Genomic DNA, 15,242 nt, shown 5'->3' with positions numbered 1-15,242 from the left:
GAAAGTTATGGTATTCAGGGTACAATAGTGACTATAAAAAGTCTACCAGTAAAGGAATTGACCCATGAAGCGTAACTTGATCATATTAACGATAATTCTATTCGCTGCAGCAGTGGTTATCTATAATCAAGCAGGAGATAAGATACAGTCAGTGTTTATGGCCGAAGAACCCTTACCTACTGAGACAGGTGCGAAAGCTGGTCTGCTCGCTCCAGAATTTTCCTTACAAGGTTTGGATGGAAAGACGTACTATGGTCATGGGACAAGAGATAAAGCGCTCATTATTAACTTCTGGGCATCATGGTGTGATCCTTGTAAACAAGAAGCACCTGAATTGTCGAGATTAGTTACTGCCTATGCCGACGATCTGGAGGTATATGGGATTAACGTAACAAAATATGATAATGAGAAGAAGGCGAAGGAATTTGTTAAGGAGTACGCTCTAAAGTATCCCATCATGCTCGATACTGAAGGTAAGGTGTTTGAGGAGATTTACAAGGGAAAGGTATTTCCGACGAACGTCTTGATTGACCGCAGAGGTGTCATTACGGAGATTATTCTGGGCGCACCTGATCCCGAAGAGCTTGAGAAGAAGATAAAGAAGCTAATCAAATCTTGAAAATTATAAAAACAAAGAAGAGCACGTCCCGTTGAAATAAGGTGGGGACGTGCTCTCTTTACTGTTCCTAAAGCTCTTAGGCTTTAGTGATTAACAAGGCCTTGTCGTGGTAAGGATTCATCTTCAGCCGCTGAAGGAGAAATCTGTCCTAGTAGTGCATAGCGCATACTGTCGACAAGTGCTTCCCAACTGGCTTCGATAACATTACCTGACACACCGACCGTGTTCCAGGAGTTCTCGTAGTTCTTAGACTCCATTAGAACGCGAACTCTACCAGCTGTCGTATCCTGATCGTCTAATACACGAACCTTATAATCTGACAGATGCATATCTTTCAACGTAGGGAAATACTGAAGCAGCGCTTTTCGCAGTGCATTATCCAGTGCGTTGACTGGACCTGTGCCTTCCCCTGCTGTGTAGATGCTCTGACCAGCTACATTAATCTTTACAAATGCTTCAGAGACAACAGGTCGTCCTGCCGTTTTCTCTACAAGCATTTTGAAGGATTCGAAGGTGAATAGCTCCTGAAGATCGCCATTGGCTTCCCGAAGGAGAAGCTCAAGTGAAGCATCCGCGCCTTCGAATTGGTATCCTTGATGCTCTAAATCTTTGATCTTACCGATGACATGTTTGGACTGGTCACTGCTTGGGTCAAAATTCAGCCCCATATCTTGTGCCTTGGATACAATGTTGCTCTGGCCTGCAAGTTCAGAGACGAGGATCCGTTGTTTGTTGCCAACTTTCTCAGGCTCGATATGCTCGTACGTTCTGGAGTCTCGCAAGATGGCAGAGACATGGATACCGCCCTTATGGGCAAATGCAGCGTTACCAACGTAAGGTTGATTCACAGGCATATTCACGTTAGCAATTTCACTCACATACCGAGCGGTGTTGGTAAGGTTACGAATACTATCGTCACCGATGCAATCATAACCAAGCTTAAGCTGAAGATTCGGGATGATGGAGCACAGATTAGCGTTGCCGCATCGTTCACCATATCCGTTAATGGTCCCTTGAACATGACCAACGCCTGCTTGTACAGCGCTAAGTGTATTCGCAACAGCTAACTCGCAATCATTATGCGTATGAATGCCTAACGGAGCCCCAGGTAAGAGGCCATTCAGTGATGTTACAATATCGTGTACCTCATGGGGAAGACTACCTCCATTGGTATCACACATGACAAGCCAATCTGCGCCAGCTTCTCGGGCTTTAGACAATACTGAGACAGCATACTCTGGATTGTGCTTGAATCCGTCGAAGAAATGTTCTGCATCGAAGATTACTTCAAGCCCCTGTTGCTTTAGGAAAGCTATGGAGTCAAAAATCATCGCAAGATTCTCTTCTAGAGTAGTCTGCAAGGCGGTATGAACGTGGAAGTCCCACGATTTACCGACAAGCGTAGCGGCTCTAACGCCGGATTCAAGAATCCGGTGGAGGTTGGCATCTTTATCAGCAATGGAGCCTTTACGACGCGTACTGCCGAAAGCTGTTACTTTTGATGTCAGACCAAGTTCCTGTACTCTTTTGAAAAATTCGATGTCTTTGCTGTTGCTTCCCGGGATGCCGCCTTCAATATAGTGGACACCAAGAGTATCCAGCTTTTTGGCGATTTTGAGTTTGTCATCCGCCGACAAGCTGATTCCTTCGCCCTGCGTACCGTCGCGAAGAGTCGTATCAAAGATGGAAATGGACTTAGACATGATGTCCTCCTTTTTGCGAGTCCGGGATGGACCGTGCAGTGATATAATGTTGTCATTATAGCATTTTCTTGCGGCAAAGTGACAAAGAATTGAAACTTTTCTGCAAGCATCCAATCTTGACCCTTTGTTGTAGAGAACGGTATGCTGAATTAGACCAGAATTATGAATAAGAAGAAGGGATGTATCGTGGGAAACATAAACGATTACTACCCGACGAGCGGCCGGGTCATACTCCATGTGGATATGAACGCATTTTATTGCTCTGTTCATGAAGCGGAGGAGCCGGAACGCTACCGGGGACAAGCGACGGCTGTGGCGGGCAGTGTAGAACTGCGTAAAGGGGTTATTGTTACCTGTTCCTATACAGCTCGTGGCATGGGGATCAGAACGGGCATGAATGTGCGACAAGCACTCAAAATTTATCCGGATTTGATTCTTATTCAGCCCAATTTCCATTTATATCGTAAATACTCCAATGCATTTATGAATATAGCATATGCATATACACCGTTACTTGAAGCGACTTCAATTGATGAATGTTATTTAGATATTACAGGTTCGAAACAGTTTGGAACACCACTTCAAATCGCTGAAGAGATTCAGACCCGTATTCGGGAGGAACTGTCATTGCCTTGTTCCATTGGAATTGCTCCTAATAAATTGCTCGCGAAGATGGGTTCTGATATGAAGAAGCCGAACGGCATCTCGATCATGCGTATCCGTGATGTGCCGAAAGTTCTGTGGGGACGTCCTTGTGGCGAATTGTTTGGTATAGGTTCCAAGACAGCGGAGAAGCTTAGAAAACTTAACATTAATAACATAGGTGAGCTGGCTGCTGCGGATGAAGCCCTCCTTACCTCAACCTTCGGTGTGATGGGACATTGGATGAAGCAGGCTGCCAATGGTCTGGATTACGCGCCTGTGAATGCAGATCGGGAGCAAAGCAAGTCGATCGGTCATACCACAACACTTCCGGCGGATATTACTTCTACAGAGGATGCTAAGCGTGTACTGCTCAATCTAAGTGATCAGGTAGCGAGGCGGCTAAGAAAACAGAAACTGATGGCGTGTGGTGTTCAGCTTACACTGCGTACGCCGGATATGAAGACCATTACGAGATCTCGTCAACTTGGAACACCTACGGAGAATACAGAAGATATATACCGGGAAGCCTGTTTATTGTACGAGAAGCATTGGAATCAGGAGAAGCCTCTTCGATTGCTTGGCATTACACTGCAGCAGTTAAGTGCCCGTGAAGAATCAGTGGTTCAACTGGATCTGTTCAATTATGAGAAGCAGCCTAAAAAGGAATCACTGACAAAGGTGATGGATGAACTGCGTAATAAGTTTGGGGAGAGTGCCGTATTGACAGCGGGGATGCTTGGGGATGATCCTTCCGCTCTGATTCGAAATCATAAAGTCAGGGGTACATCATTGCAGATGGACTTTGTGAGAAATACGGAACGAAAACCGGAACAGGAATAATTGTTGCTTAGACTGTCTAATATTGTTGCGAAATTTATTTGTGTTCCCCAAAAATTTGTATTAATATGTAGTTGGTGCAATGCGATAAGTGCTGCATCGTTGACGATGTTGTAGAATGTTTTAGATATACAGGAGGCAGAGAAACTATGGCGAAGTATACATGGGTAGATAAAGATACCTGCATTGCTTGCGGCGCTTGCGGAGCAACGGCACCCGATATTTATGATTATGACGACGAAGGTATCGCTGAAGTGATTTACGAAGGTGACAATAACCGTGGTGTTACGGTAATTCCTGAGGACATGTACGAGGACATGGAAGATGCATGTGACGGCTGCCCAACGGACTCCATTCGTGTTGCGGATGAGCCTTTTAACGAATAGTCATCATATTCTGCGGTGACTTCCGCAGGTTCTATTATAGTGAAGTAATGAAACGTCTTTGCCTTTGGCAGAGGCGTTTTTTTTATATCAACAATTGCATATGTAAGTGAATTTATGAGGGGGAATACAGAAAGGTACAGGTTGTGCCGATAAACAAAATATAAGAATAAACAACACCAGACGGAGGTTCTGATGAACAATTCGCTGTACCTCAAACGCTATGTGGAGACTCATCCTGATAATAAAATGGCCTGGTATTTGCTTGGTAAGGATTATGCGGCTAATGGAGAGCAAGGGAAAGCTAATTATTGCTTCAACCGTGCCGAAGAAGTGTACGAGGCTTTTGAGTTAAGCAAGGTCCCGTCAGATATATGGAAGAACTATGAGTTAAGACTCCTTCATCTTGAAAGTGAAAAGGATAAGAAGCGCAAAAGAATCAGACGTGCACTCTTGACGGTTATGATAATGATCTTGGCTCTGCTTCCTTCGGTGGATGCCCCGGGGAGCCCTGCAGATCGTGTTGCATATAATCAGGTTAAAGAGACAGAATGGGCTGGCGTCAATCAAAGGGAAGAAGGAAATGAGAGGAAAGGACCGTTATTTACTGCAGCTGCCACTCGTAATAAGAAGTGGTCCAGCGTGCTGCCACAACTGCTTACCAATCCAGATAAGCTGCCAGAGTGGACAATAGCACTTGGTATGAAGCGGGCGGGTCAGTGGGAAATATGGTCTGAAAAGATGCCAGTTTTGTATGGAATCCATCGAGCTGAGTCAGGGAGTATCGGAATTCAACCATACAAAGGTGTAGGCGGCACAGAGTGCGACTGTAAACCTCTAGATGATGGGGCATTGAAGGTTGTAGCTAAGACGTGGGCACAAAGACAGGTTCAGATCGCTGTTCTATCTGAGGCGATTCAGCAATTTCATGATCGTAACCGTAGAATGCCTGAAAGTCTTGAGGAACTAACGAAGCCATTTCCCAATAACTGGATTTCTGGTCGATCACCGGAGATGAAGCGCTTGTTCCCCATATTAGTCAGCGCTAGTGCAGAAGCGAGAGGTACAGATGGAAAAGGTTTACTTCACGACCAGGAAAGTGCTCAAGTGAGTCAACGCTTACCAGAAGGGTACGGTTCTTCGCCGGATGGGACAGCATTTTTCAAGCAGTCTTTGGAGGTTATCATTGACCGCAAGAATCACAGGCTTGGGGTGGTCAGTGGATCGGTACTGATTCGAAATTATGAAGTCGGTCTGGGACGTGATGAGAAGACCCCTCTTGGGGATTTCCGAATTAGTGATAAGGTTATAAATCCGAACGGATCTGCTACGGGTACATATGGTTCAAGAGGAATGCAGTTATCAGATTCAAACTATGCAATTCACGGCACCCAGGATATAAATAGTATAGGTGGCAATGAATCGGAGGGCTGTATTCGCATGCATAGGAAGGATGTTGAAGAGTTATTTGATCTCGTACCCATGGGGACAAAAGTGAGGATTGAAGAAGGGGTACTGCCAGACGGCTTGGTCATACCGAAAGAGCGTTTTACGCTCAAACATTCCGCTGAACAGAGTAACCCCCGCAAGGTATATCACTGGCTGGATTAAGGCTGGGATATTATAATCAAAACGATGATCAGAATGATCAGCAGAGAGATGCCTGCGCCGATCCACAGTAAAGCTTTTTTGTTTACCTCTTCTTTTTTCTGCTGCAGTGTCGGTGGTTTACGCTTAGCTGACATATCCATTCCCCTCTTCCCGTTTTATCGTACTTGCTCTCTTACATTGTAAAGGGTTTGTCCCAGAAATGCTACAATAAGGGATAGGGGATAGCGGCCCGAATACATGAAGAAAACTTTCTTTTTACGCCAGAAACGGATAAACTGAAAGATAGAGAAATTATAAGCCACGAGAGGAAGAATGATGTGCTGTACCGTAATTTAGGCAAACCTTTATTTTTCAAAATGGATCCGGAAAAGGCTCACCATCTTGTCATTGGAGGACTCGGACGCTCGGTGATGCTCCCTGGAGCTGAAGCTGCTATGAGAGGGATGTACGGAGTCACTGAAACACCTGATCTAGCTGTTGATTTGTTCGGTTTGCATTTTCCTACGCCGGTAGGACTTGCTGCTGGATTAGATAAAAATGGGCAAGCTGTTAGAGGGTTCTCCTCCATTGGCTTTGGTTTTATGGAAGTAGGTACCGTGACGCCGAAAGGACAGCCTGGTAATGAGCAGCCTCGTTTGTTCAGATTACCTCCGGATGAAGCGCTTATCAATCGAATGGGCTTTAATAACGAAGGTGCAGAGGCAATGGCTCGCAGGTTAGCGGGTCTCAAGGAGCGTCGTATTCCAGTAGCCGTGAATATCGGGAAGAACAAGGTTACACCGAATGAAGATGCACATCGTGACTATGAAGCATGTATCCGGGAGTTGTTTCCATATGGAGATTTCTTTGTTGTAAATATCAGCTCCCCGAATACACCGGACTTGAGAAGCCTTCAACACGGCAGTGAATTGTCCTCATTACTGGAGGCGGTCATGAACGAGATGTCACGCCAAGCCCAGATTCATGGGAAGCAAAAATCAGTTCTCGTCAAAATTGCTCCTGATGTGAGTAATGAAGAGCTTGAATTTATGGTGGATACAATTTCCCGCAGTGGGGTATCCGGTATTATTGCAACGAACACAACATTGTCTCGTGATGGTTTAAGCCATGGAAATGCGAAAGAAACGGGCGGTCTTAGTGGCAAGCCGCTGCGTGAGAGATCAACTGAGATCGTCTCAAGAATATATCAGCAGACACATGGCGCCTTGCCGATTATCGGTTCAGGGGGGATTTTTACTGCCCAGGATGCGTACGATAAGATTCGCGCAGGTGCAAGTTTAGTTGAAATATATACAGCACTCATCTATGAGGGGCCCGAGGTGAATCGTAGGCTGCATGCTGGCCTGAGAGAATTGCTTAAACGTGATGGATATGCACACATATCTGAAGCAGTTGGAGCAAATCACCGCTAAAGGGTTAAAGACAGGAGGCACGATTGATGGACGGTAGAGACTGGGGGACATTTTTACTTCCGTATGAACAGGCCGTTGAAGAATTGAAAGTGAAATTCAAGACGATGCGCTCTGAGTTGAAGAAACGAGAAGAGTATGCACCAATCGAATTCGTGACCGGACGGGTCAAACGGATATCTAGCATTCTGGATAAGGCAAAGCGTCTTAATGTTCCGATGGATCAGTTGGAAACAGGAATAGAGGATATTGCGGGCATCCGCATCATGTGTCAATTTGTAGAGGATATTCGGCGAGTCGCTGAATACATTCGTCGCAGAAAAGATTTGAAAGTGGTTTATGAGAAAGATTATATTACCAATTATAAAGATAGCGGATACCGCAGTTTTCATATGATTGTTGAATATCCGGTTCAGACAGCGTTAGGTCAGAAAATCGTGCTCGCCGAAATTCAGGTGCGTACACTTGCGATGAATTTCTGGGCGACAATCGAACATTCTTTAAGTTATAAATACCGTGAAAGCCTTCCGGAAGAGATTCGAGGCCGTTTGAAAAAAGCGGCAGAGGCTGCCAATACACTGGATAATGAAATGTCGAGTATCCGCGAGGATATCTTGGTGGCTCAGAAGCAATTTGAGGATAACTCCAATATTACTTCTCAATTCCTTAAGGCAGTTCACCAATTGTACTTCTTTCACCTGGTCAATGAAGCGATTGACTATCAGGAACGGTTTAATAAGATTTGGCAAGAGGGACAGGACCATGATATGGAAGCAGTGAAGGAACTGCTCTTGGAGGTCAAGGAGCTACTAGCTGACGCAAAAAAGAAAGACCTCGATCATGAAATATGATCCGTTGTACGCTGCTTACCTGGTATATTTCAATCGTGATCAGGATTACTTCGAATGCCATGAGGTCCTTGAGGAGCTCTGGTTGGCTGAGAATAAGGACCCGAGGTATAAAGGGTTGTTGCAGGTAGCTGTGGGACTATATCATTTTCGAAATGGTAATGTACGCGGCGGAATCAAAATGATGAATAGTGCCTATGTAAGGTTAAGACCGTATTCTGCGGAAGAGTTAGGTATTCATATGGAGAAACTCGTTCATGAGGTTCGAACTTATGCTGAGCGGTTAACAAATTATGATACGCAGCCCTTTGCATATTATGATCTTACCATTGAAATTTTGGACCCAGTACTGAAGAAAATGGTTACTAGTGCTTCGGAGGATATTAAGCCTAACCTGTTCCAGCGCCGAGGGCCAAAGCGTGCGGTGAAGCATTCGTAAGTAACCCATGTGATTACGTAGTGAAATATAAATGCACCCCTTAGAATAATGTATGGAATACCACGAATTTCTGGTAAGCCCATCGCATTCTAAGGGGTGCATTTTTGATAGGTATGTCAGAAGGAGCTTAGGGTCTAGCTCTTATGCATCAGGCGCCAAGCTTTCGGAGTCATTCCAATGTATTTTTTGAATACGGTTGCAAAGTGCTGACTCGTCTTAAATCCAAGATCCAATGCAATATCCGTAATAGAAGTCGACGATTCTAGAAGGATTCGACAGGCACAGTCCATACGAACTCGCTCCATATAGGAAGCGGGTGATATTCCGTTCGTTTCTCGAAAAACACGATAGAAATGAGATTCACTCAGTCCAAATGTAGCGGCTAATTGTTCAGTTGATAGTCTAAGAGCGGGGTTTGCCTCTATTCGACTGGCCAGGCTAATCGTGAAATCATGGATATCTGGAGAGTGGTTTGACGTTAAAGAGGATCTCACCAGTTGAAGAAGAATATCAAGAATGTAATGACGGACTTGATATTCTAAAAGTGTTATTTCTGTCGATTCAATGATTCTCCTCAAATGACGAAAGGAAGCCGCAATCGCTCGATCTACTGATATAATCCTCGGTTGCTGTTGTAAAATTCGATTGAATTGCTCTCGTTCCTCACCCTTGAGTGAGAACCAGTCTGAGCAGCGGATCGGGTCCTTAATTATAATCCACCATATCGTACAAGGCTCGATATAGTTGAAACTTGCTCTGTGTCTTTCGCCAGGCCAGGTACGGAATAATTGCTGCGCACGTGTATGATAGCTCTCGCCATTGACCTCCCAGTTAACAGCCCCCTGCTCAATATAAACCATTTCGTAATCTTGCTCATGTATATGATCACTCAGCGGTGTTGCCTTGGTGAAACGATCATAACCCAGCATAACGAATTCCGCTAGTTGTACAAGTTTAGAATGGTTTCCATGCTGATAGACCCACCGCTCATTATTTATGCTCATTTACATCAATCCTTAAATCATTTTCTATTCCTAATGTTTCTGATCCTACTTATGGCTAGTCAGGATAAATTAAAAAGAAGCGAAGCTTCCAGAGTTATGGAGCTTCGCTTCTTCTTGCTTATCTTCGTTCCATGAAATCAGCAGAAACTAAACTTGCGGTGCCGTTCCTTTGTATTTATTATCAATAAAGTCACGAATCTCATCCACAGATTTGCCTTCATCATTTAAACGCTTTGCATCCTGAAGCTCAGAAAGACAGGTACCACACTGTGCCCCATGATCTGTCCATTTCACCCCGTCTTCATTCTTCTCAGCGATGAAGCAGCGGTGAAGGGAGTCGTGCAGTTTCTGATCGTCATCCATACAACCACAGTAGCATTTTAGCTCTTTAAGAATGTCCTCAAGTTCTCCGACAGCCTTATATGAGGCTTGCGTATTATCTGTATAAACGGATAGAAGTTCAGGCATAACAGTGACTGAGGAAGTTGTCTCATATCTTTCGGAGTCAAGCCCGTGATCATGGGAGGACATTGCTGATTGTTTCCCGCCACAACCGGAAAGTAGAAGCATCCCAATCATTCCTGTAATCAGAAGGGAGGAAGACCGCTTCATGGCTTCACACTTCCTTTATATTTATCAAAAAATTCAGTAAATGCTTCTGCTGTATTTCCGCCTTGCGTTGCTTCAGCGGTGATTCCACCAACAAGACGTTCTTTCTCGACACCATTCTCAAAGAATACAAGTGTAGGTGTATATTCAATGTTGTATTGTCTGAATCCATCTTGGAATTCGCGCAAATTGTACTGGTGCAAGAATGCTCCGCTTTCTTGGGCGAGCGGCATCAGCTTCGGTGTAGTTGCCTGACAGCTTGGACAGTCTGATGCGAAGAAGTAGACGAAGAAGCTTTCTTTATTCTCGATTTTTTGGCTAAGACTATCTGGCAGGATGATTTGTTGATAGTTAGGATCATCAAGTATCAACTTCGTAGCAGGGTTCATGTCAGCTACCTTTTTGCCTCCGTACAGTTCGCTCTTCTCACCTTGAGTATTTAGAAATGCAAGTAATCCAATGAGAACAACTAAAGCGCCGCCAAAAACATAAAGCCCAGTGTATTTCTTCTTCTTGCCGTTCATTTACTCACCCCCATCGTTTCAATTAGTATTATTAGGGCATGTCCCTTTTAATGTATTTTATTATACAATATTAAATGTCATTGCGGAATATCATGGAATCCGTTATTCACACACTTAAAAAGGATAGGTAGGTAGATACATGGCTTTTCGACTTCCAGCGCCATTTGAGGCGAAGATGAAATCGCTTCTTGGCGAACAATTTGATTCATTTATACAATCTTATGAGCAAACACCCTATGCAGGAATCCGTATTAATACTTTGAAGATTACGAAGGAACAATTTAAGGAGATTTCTCCTTTTGCTCTGGAACCCATACCTTGGACTGAAACAGGATATTATGTAGAAGAAGGAGTACGACCAGGGCGTCATCCTTATTATCATGCAGGTCTCTATTATATTCAGGAGCCTAGTGCAATGGCGCCGGTTGAATTGTTATCCGTGGTGCCCGGTGACCGGGTGCTTGATCTGTGCGCTGCTCCAGGAGGGAAATCAACTCAAATCGCAGCAAAGCTTGCTGGTTCAGGGCTGTTAATTACGAATGATCTGCATCCAGACCGGACGAAAGCACTTGCTAAGAACGTGGAGATGTACGGGGTTAGAAACGCTATCGTTCTAAATGAGAAACCAGAGCGAATTGCAGAGGCTTTTCCCGAGTTTTTCACAAAAATTCTTATTGATGCTCCTTGTTCAGGTGAAGGTATGTTCCGCAAAGACGAAGATATGCTCAAATACTGGGAAGAGTCGTCACCACTTAAATATGCAGACATGCAACAAGAGATATTGGCCTCGGCTGCGAAAATGCTAAGTCCTGGTGGAAGACTAGTCTATTCCACATGTACCTTCTCTCCAGAAGAGAATGAAGGGATGATTGCTGCTTTTCTGAAGGACCATTCGGAGTTTTCAGTAGTCCCTATTGGTGACTCCGAGTGGTTCTCGGCAGGTGAAGCGCAGTGGCTGGAGAAGCAGGCAGAATTAACTGGAGAAGGTGCTAATCCATTTATTCAACAGACGGTAGGAACCGGTAGACTGTGGCCGCATCGTGTTAAAGGGGAAGGGCATTTCATGGCCATTCTTCAGCGTGACGGTGACTTGACGGATTATATGAATATGAATGAAGTTGAAATAGAACAACGGTCAGAGGCAAGAGGTCACTCTCCTCGAAAAGATAAAAGGAATGCTGGCCATAAACATGGACGTAGTCAGAACGAGCAAGTTCGTAAAGGGCAGGAAGTGGATTCGCTTGAGCCTTTTTATGAATTTGTGCGTGAACAGTTACATCTGGATATCTCCTCAGGGCATCCTGTGATGTATGGAAATAATATATACCTCTCCCCATTGCCAGAGAGCCGGTTGAAAGGTCTAAAGACGGTACGAGCTGGATGGTATATGGGACAGATCAAGAATGGTCGGTTCGTGCCCGGACATCCGCTTGCAACCGCGCTTCATCCTTATGAAGCTTGTAGATCGGTAAATCTGTCTTCAGCAGATGGCGAAGCTGTCCGGTACCTCAAAGGGGAAACGTTAGAGATTCCTGCCGAAAGGATTAATAGGAAGTCAGTCGCCGAGCCTAAAGGGTATGTGTTAGTATGTATAGATGGGTATGCGGCTGGTTGGGGTAAATGGCAGCAGCCCGGAATACTGAAAAATGAGTATCCTGCAGGCTGGAGGTGGACATCAATATGAGTGCTAAGGGTAGAACAACCCAAAGGCTGGACAAAGTACTCTCCAATATGGGCTACGGCTCTCGTGCTGAGTTGAAAAAGATGGTGAAGCAGGGCGGAATCGTTGTGAATGGTACCCTTGCTAAAGATCCAGGGATGCATGTGGACCCCTATTCAGATGCCATTGAAGTTGAAGGAGAGAAGGTCCTATATAGGGAGTTTATATATTTAATGCTACACAAACCACCGGGAGTTATCTCAGCAACAGAAGATATGAGAGACAGGACTGTTCTGGATCTGCTTGATAAGTCTTATCTGATCTACGAGCCGTTTCCGGTTGGAAGGCTGGATAAAGATACGGAAGGACTGCTGCTCCTCACGAATGATGGCAAGCTCGCACACGAGCTTTTATCTCCAAAAAAACATGTGCCAAAGACATATGAGGCGGATGTTGCGGGCCTTGTCACGGAACAGGATATCATCCAGTTCTCTCAAGGAGTCACGTTAGATGATGGCTATGTAACACTTCCCGCAGAACTGACGGTGTTATCAACGGGGGAGCGGGAAGAGGGACCTTTATCTAAAATATCGCTGACGATTCATGAGGGCAAGTTCCATCAGGTGAAGCGAATGTTTGAGGCGGTTGGTAAGAAAGTTATTTATCTAAAAAGAGTTCGAATGGGGGAGCTCATACTGGATGAGTCACTTCCAATCGGATCTTATCGGGAGCTCACCGTAGATGAGCTAGCGATGCTTGGGAAATTACAGAATGTAGACCCGTTAAATCAAACTAAATAGAGAATTATACACATAAAGGATGGGTGGAGACATGACTTATAAACTGGTAGCACTCGACGTGGATGGAACATTGTTAAATGATGATCACAAGATGACAGAGCGGACGATGAATACGGTGATGGAAGCTTCGAAACAAGGAATTGAGATCGTTCTTTGTACCGGACGCGGACCTCAGAACACCATTCCTTTTATGGAGAAAATGGGTTTAGGCGGTTATGTTATCAGTCATAATGGAGCCGCTACAGTAGAAGTGGAGACGCGGAAGATTATTCATCAATTCGAGATGGACAAGAAGTCTTTGGATCCATTTATGGATTACTGCCGGAGTAAGGGAGTTCACTTTGACGTGAACACAGCATTTGAAATGTACGTCGATAACGTAGACACATTGGCAGGTCCTGTTCGTCATATGTATGAGAATTTTCTGATGCTTCCATCTAATCTGCCAACTTGGGAGGAACTTACTGAACCGGTCGTGAAGTTTACTGCGTTTGGCGAAGTGGCGGATCTGGATGCACTATTCCAAGAATGGAGCAAATGGACACCTGTATTCAATATGCTTCGCAGCGGTGAGTATTTTGTGGATTTGATGCATGAGCAAGCTTCTAAGGGGAACGCACTGAAACAGCTGGCAGCTAAACGCGGAGTCAAGCCGGAAGAGGTTCTTGCGATCGGCAATTATTATAACGACATTACGATGTTGACGTTTGCTGGTATGGGAGTAGCTATGGATAATTCCCCCGTTGAAGTAAAAGCGGCGGCAGATGCGATAACTGCATCGAATAATGAAGATGGTGTGCATGAAGCGTTAGTGAAGTACTGCTTGTCTTAATCTGAATTGAAAAAGTCTCCTCCTCTCGTTCGACGGGAAGTGGAGACTTTTTTGTGCGCGGTTTAAATATTAGGTAGCTGCTTCATGTGACGTGGATGATCGAGAGGAGGTGCTGCGGTATGCAGTTACTCGGTTCTTTCCGCTTGTCTTGGAGATATACATTGCTTGGTCTGCCTGTTTCATTAGCGCATCACCATCCGCGCCTTTTCGCAGAGAACTATAGCCGACACTGATGGTTACTATGGTCTCCTCCGCAACACGGGAACGAATTCTCTCGGCGACTTGAGAGACCCGTGTTCCTCGGTTCACAACCAACGCGACTAACTCTTCGCCTCCATACCGTCCTGTAAGTCCGATTCCATCAAGCTCTTCCTCCAATATGTTGGAGACTTGTTTCAAGACTTCATCCGCACGGGCGTGTCCTTCCGTATCATTGAGCTTCTTAAAGTTGTCGATGTCACAGAAGATGGCGGATACCTTTAGTTGCTGTGCGACGTAATGATGAAGATTTTTCATGAAAAATCGGCGGTTGTACAATCCAGTTAATCCATCGGTGATCGAAGAACGATAGATCGACTGCATTAATTCAATGATGCGTTGAATTAACATGAAGAATATGATGCTGTAAAAGACAATGGGCAGGACTGCACCAGCAAAGGATAACCATTCTTGTCCATGCTCACTTATGGTGTAGCGCTGAATACTATGAATGAACGCAGAAAGTGCATATATGCTTAATCCGATGGCATATTTAAATCGCTGACCAATTCGAGGTGCTATCTTGGTGAAGCCTATGTATATCGTAATCCATTCAAACAGGTCTAGATAAAGGTTCGTCCATCGAGGGTTGAAAAAATCTGGAAGTAAAATAGGTGCCGTTAATAGTGAAGCAGTAATAGCAGGAAGCCAGTATCTCACCTGACGGATACGTCGATACAGGAGAAGCACTGACATGTTGAGCAGAACAAAGGAATAGAGCTGAAGAGGACGTGTAGCAGCCTCCAAAATAGCTTGACCTGAGAATGCCTGATGGATGTTCAGACTTTCATATGTCATAATAAAGAAGAACGCGGCAGCCATGTAAATATATGCTTTTTTCCGTTGTTTATTATAAATTAACAGACACATGATTAGCATGAGTACAGCTAAGTAGGCACCACATATCGCTGTAATGCTAAAGATAGGAAAGGAAGAGAACATGGCTTGTTCGCTCGGCAATGGTATCAGACTCCTATAGGATTTATTTTCCTTTACTGAAACATATGTTCTAATATATCATAATCTAAAAGTGTCTGAAAAGAGATAGACAGAAAGGGAGA

16 protein-coding genes are annotated in these 15,242 nt (G+C 44.6%); 10 read left to right on the top strand and 6 right to left on the bottom strand.

Annotation, left to right across the window (positions count from 1 at the left end; genetic code table 11):
- Positions 1–64 precede the first annotated feature (64 nt).
- The gene (locus AC3WJJ_RS11570) at positions 65–619 is read left to right on the top strand and encodes a TlpA disulfide reductase family protein (protein WP_492540672.1); all 555 of its coding nucleotides are present in this window, start codon (positions 65–67) and stop codon (positions 617–619) included.
- 83 nt (positions 620–702) lie between these two features.
- On the opposite strand, the gene cimA is transcribed toward AC3WJJ_RS11570, so the two are convergent.
- Positions 703–2,322, bottom strand: coding sequence for a citramalate synthase (gene cimA / locus AC3WJJ_RS11565; RefSeq protein ID WP_492540670.1), 1,620 nt, complete (start codon positions 2,320–2,322; stop codon positions 703–705).
- 186 nt (positions 2,323–2,508) lie between these two features.
- On the opposite strand from cimA, the gene AC3WJJ_RS11560 reads away from it, so the two are divergent.
- From AC3WJJ_RS11560 to AC3WJJ_RS11550, 3 genes are all read left to right on the top strand, one after another.
- Entirely contained in the window at positions 2,509–3,807 is a 1,299-nt protein-coding gene (locus tag AC3WJJ_RS11560; protein WP_492542023.1) for a DNA polymerase IV, read from the top strand.
- A 146-nt stretch (positions 3,808–3,953) separates the two neighbouring features.
- Positions 3,954–4,190: a ferredoxin gene (locus AC3WJJ_RS11555; protein WP_422657647.1), complete on the top strand. Its 237-nt coding sequence runs from the start codon at positions 3,954–3,956 to the stop codon at positions 4,188–4,190.
- Positions 4,191–4,382: 192 nt separating this feature from the next.
- Positions 4,383–5,798 carry a L,D-transpeptidase gene (locus AC3WJJ_RS11550; protein ID WP_492540668.1) on the top strand — a complete coding sequence of 472 codons (1,416 nt, stop codon included), beginning with the start codon at positions 4,383–4,385 and terminating at the stop codon, positions 5,796–5,798.
- Here AC3WJJ_RS11550 and AC3WJJ_RS11545 read toward each other — a convergent pair.
- Positions 5,795–5,932, bottom strand: coding sequence for a hypothetical protein (locus tag AC3WJJ_RS11545; RefSeq protein ID WP_422657645.1), 138 nt, complete (start codon positions 5,930–5,932; stop codon positions 5,795–5,797). The genes AC3WJJ_RS11550 and AC3WJJ_RS11545 overlap by 4 nt on opposite strands.
- A gap of 183 nt (positions 5,933–6,115) precedes the next feature.
- On the opposite strand from AC3WJJ_RS11545, the gene AC3WJJ_RS11540 reads away from it, so the two are divergent.
- The 3 genes from AC3WJJ_RS11540 to AC3WJJ_RS11530 are packed head-to-tail and all read left to right on the top strand — an operon-like array spanning position 6,116 to position 8,494.
- Positions 6,116–7,210, top strand: coding sequence for a quinone-dependent dihydroorotate dehydrogenase (locus AC3WJJ_RS11540; protein WP_492540665.1), 1,095 nt, complete (start codon positions 6,116–6,118; stop codon positions 7,208–7,210).
- Positions 7,211–7,236: 26 nt separating this feature from the next.
- Complete coding sequence (yjbM, locus tag AC3WJJ_RS11535) at positions 7,237–8,058, top strand: GTP diphosphokinase (RefSeq protein WP_492540663.1); 822 nt, start codon at positions 7,237–7,239, stop codon at positions 8,056–8,058.
- Positions 8,048–8,494, top strand: a complete 447-nt coding sequence (locus tag AC3WJJ_RS11530) for a DUF309 domain-containing protein (protein WP_492540661.1) — start codon at positions 8,048–8,050, stop codon at positions 8,492–8,494. The genes yjbM and AC3WJJ_RS11530 overlap by 11 nt, the downstream gene beginning before the upstream one ends.
- Before the next feature lie 134 nt (positions 8,495–8,628).
- On the opposite strand, the gene AC3WJJ_RS11525 is transcribed toward AC3WJJ_RS11530, so the two are convergent.
- The 3 genes from AC3WJJ_RS11525 to AC3WJJ_RS11515 all read right to left on the bottom strand — a co-directional run bounded on the left by AC3WJJ_RS11525 (position 8,629) and on the right by AC3WJJ_RS11515 (position 10,631).
- The gene (locus tag AC3WJJ_RS11525) at positions 8,629–9,498 is read right to left on the bottom strand and encodes a helix-turn-helix domain-containing protein (RefSeq protein ID WP_492540659.1); all 870 of its coding nucleotides are present in this window, start codon (positions 9,496–9,498) and stop codon (positions 8,629–8,631) included.
- A 147-nt stretch (positions 9,499–9,645) separates the two neighbouring features.
- Positions 9,646–10,110, bottom strand: a complete 465-nt coding sequence (locus AC3WJJ_RS11520) for a PCYCGC motif-containing (lipo)protein (protein WP_492540657.1) — start codon at positions 10,108–10,110, stop codon at positions 9,646–9,648.
- Entirely contained in the window at positions 10,107–10,631 is a 525-nt protein-coding gene (locus AC3WJJ_RS11515; protein ID WP_422657639.1) for a thioredoxin family protein, read from the bottom strand. Before AC3WJJ_RS11515 ends, AC3WJJ_RS11520 begins: the two co-directional genes overlap by 4 nt.
- A 139-nt stretch (positions 10,632–10,770) precedes the next feature.
- On the opposite strand from AC3WJJ_RS11515, the gene AC3WJJ_RS11510 reads away from it, so the two are divergent.
- Genes AC3WJJ_RS11510 through AC3WJJ_RS11500 form a run of 3 tightly spaced genes read left to right on the top strand, consistent with a single transcriptional unit; the run spans position 10,771 to position 13,923 of the window.
- The gene (locus AC3WJJ_RS11510) at positions 10,771–12,315 is read left to right on the top strand and encodes an RsmB/NOP family class I SAM-dependent RNA methyltransferase (protein ID WP_492540654.1); all 1,545 of its coding nucleotides are present in this window, start codon (positions 10,771–10,773) and stop codon (positions 12,313–12,315) included.
- Positions 12,312–13,091 (top strand): pseudouridine synthase, encoded by a 780-nt coding sequence (locus AC3WJJ_RS11505; RefSeq protein WP_492540652.1) that lies wholly within the window; start codon positions 12,312–12,314, stop codon positions 13,089–13,091. The genes AC3WJJ_RS11510 and AC3WJJ_RS11505 overlap by 4 nt, the downstream gene beginning before the upstream one ends.
- 31 nt (positions 13,092–13,122) lie before the next feature.
- Positions 13,123–13,923, top strand: coding sequence for an HAD family hydrolase (locus AC3WJJ_RS11500; protein WP_492540650.1), 801 nt, complete (start codon positions 13,123–13,125; stop codon positions 13,921–13,923).
- Positions 13,924–13,992: 69 nt separating this feature from the next.
- Here AC3WJJ_RS11500 and AC3WJJ_RS11495 read toward each other — a convergent pair whose 3' ends face one another.
- Positions 13,993–15,141 (bottom strand): GGDEF domain-containing protein, encoded by a 1,149-nt coding sequence (locus AC3WJJ_RS11495; RefSeq protein ID WP_492540648.1) that lies wholly within the window; start codon positions 15,139–15,141, stop codon positions 13,993–13,995.
- Positions 15,142–15,242: the final 101 nt, after the last annotated feature.

This window comes from Paenibacillus sp. FW507-14B1B, assembly GCF_058781425.1.
Note: the sequence above shows the minus strand (reverse complement) of the source record. Positions and strands in the feature narration are given on the sequence as shown.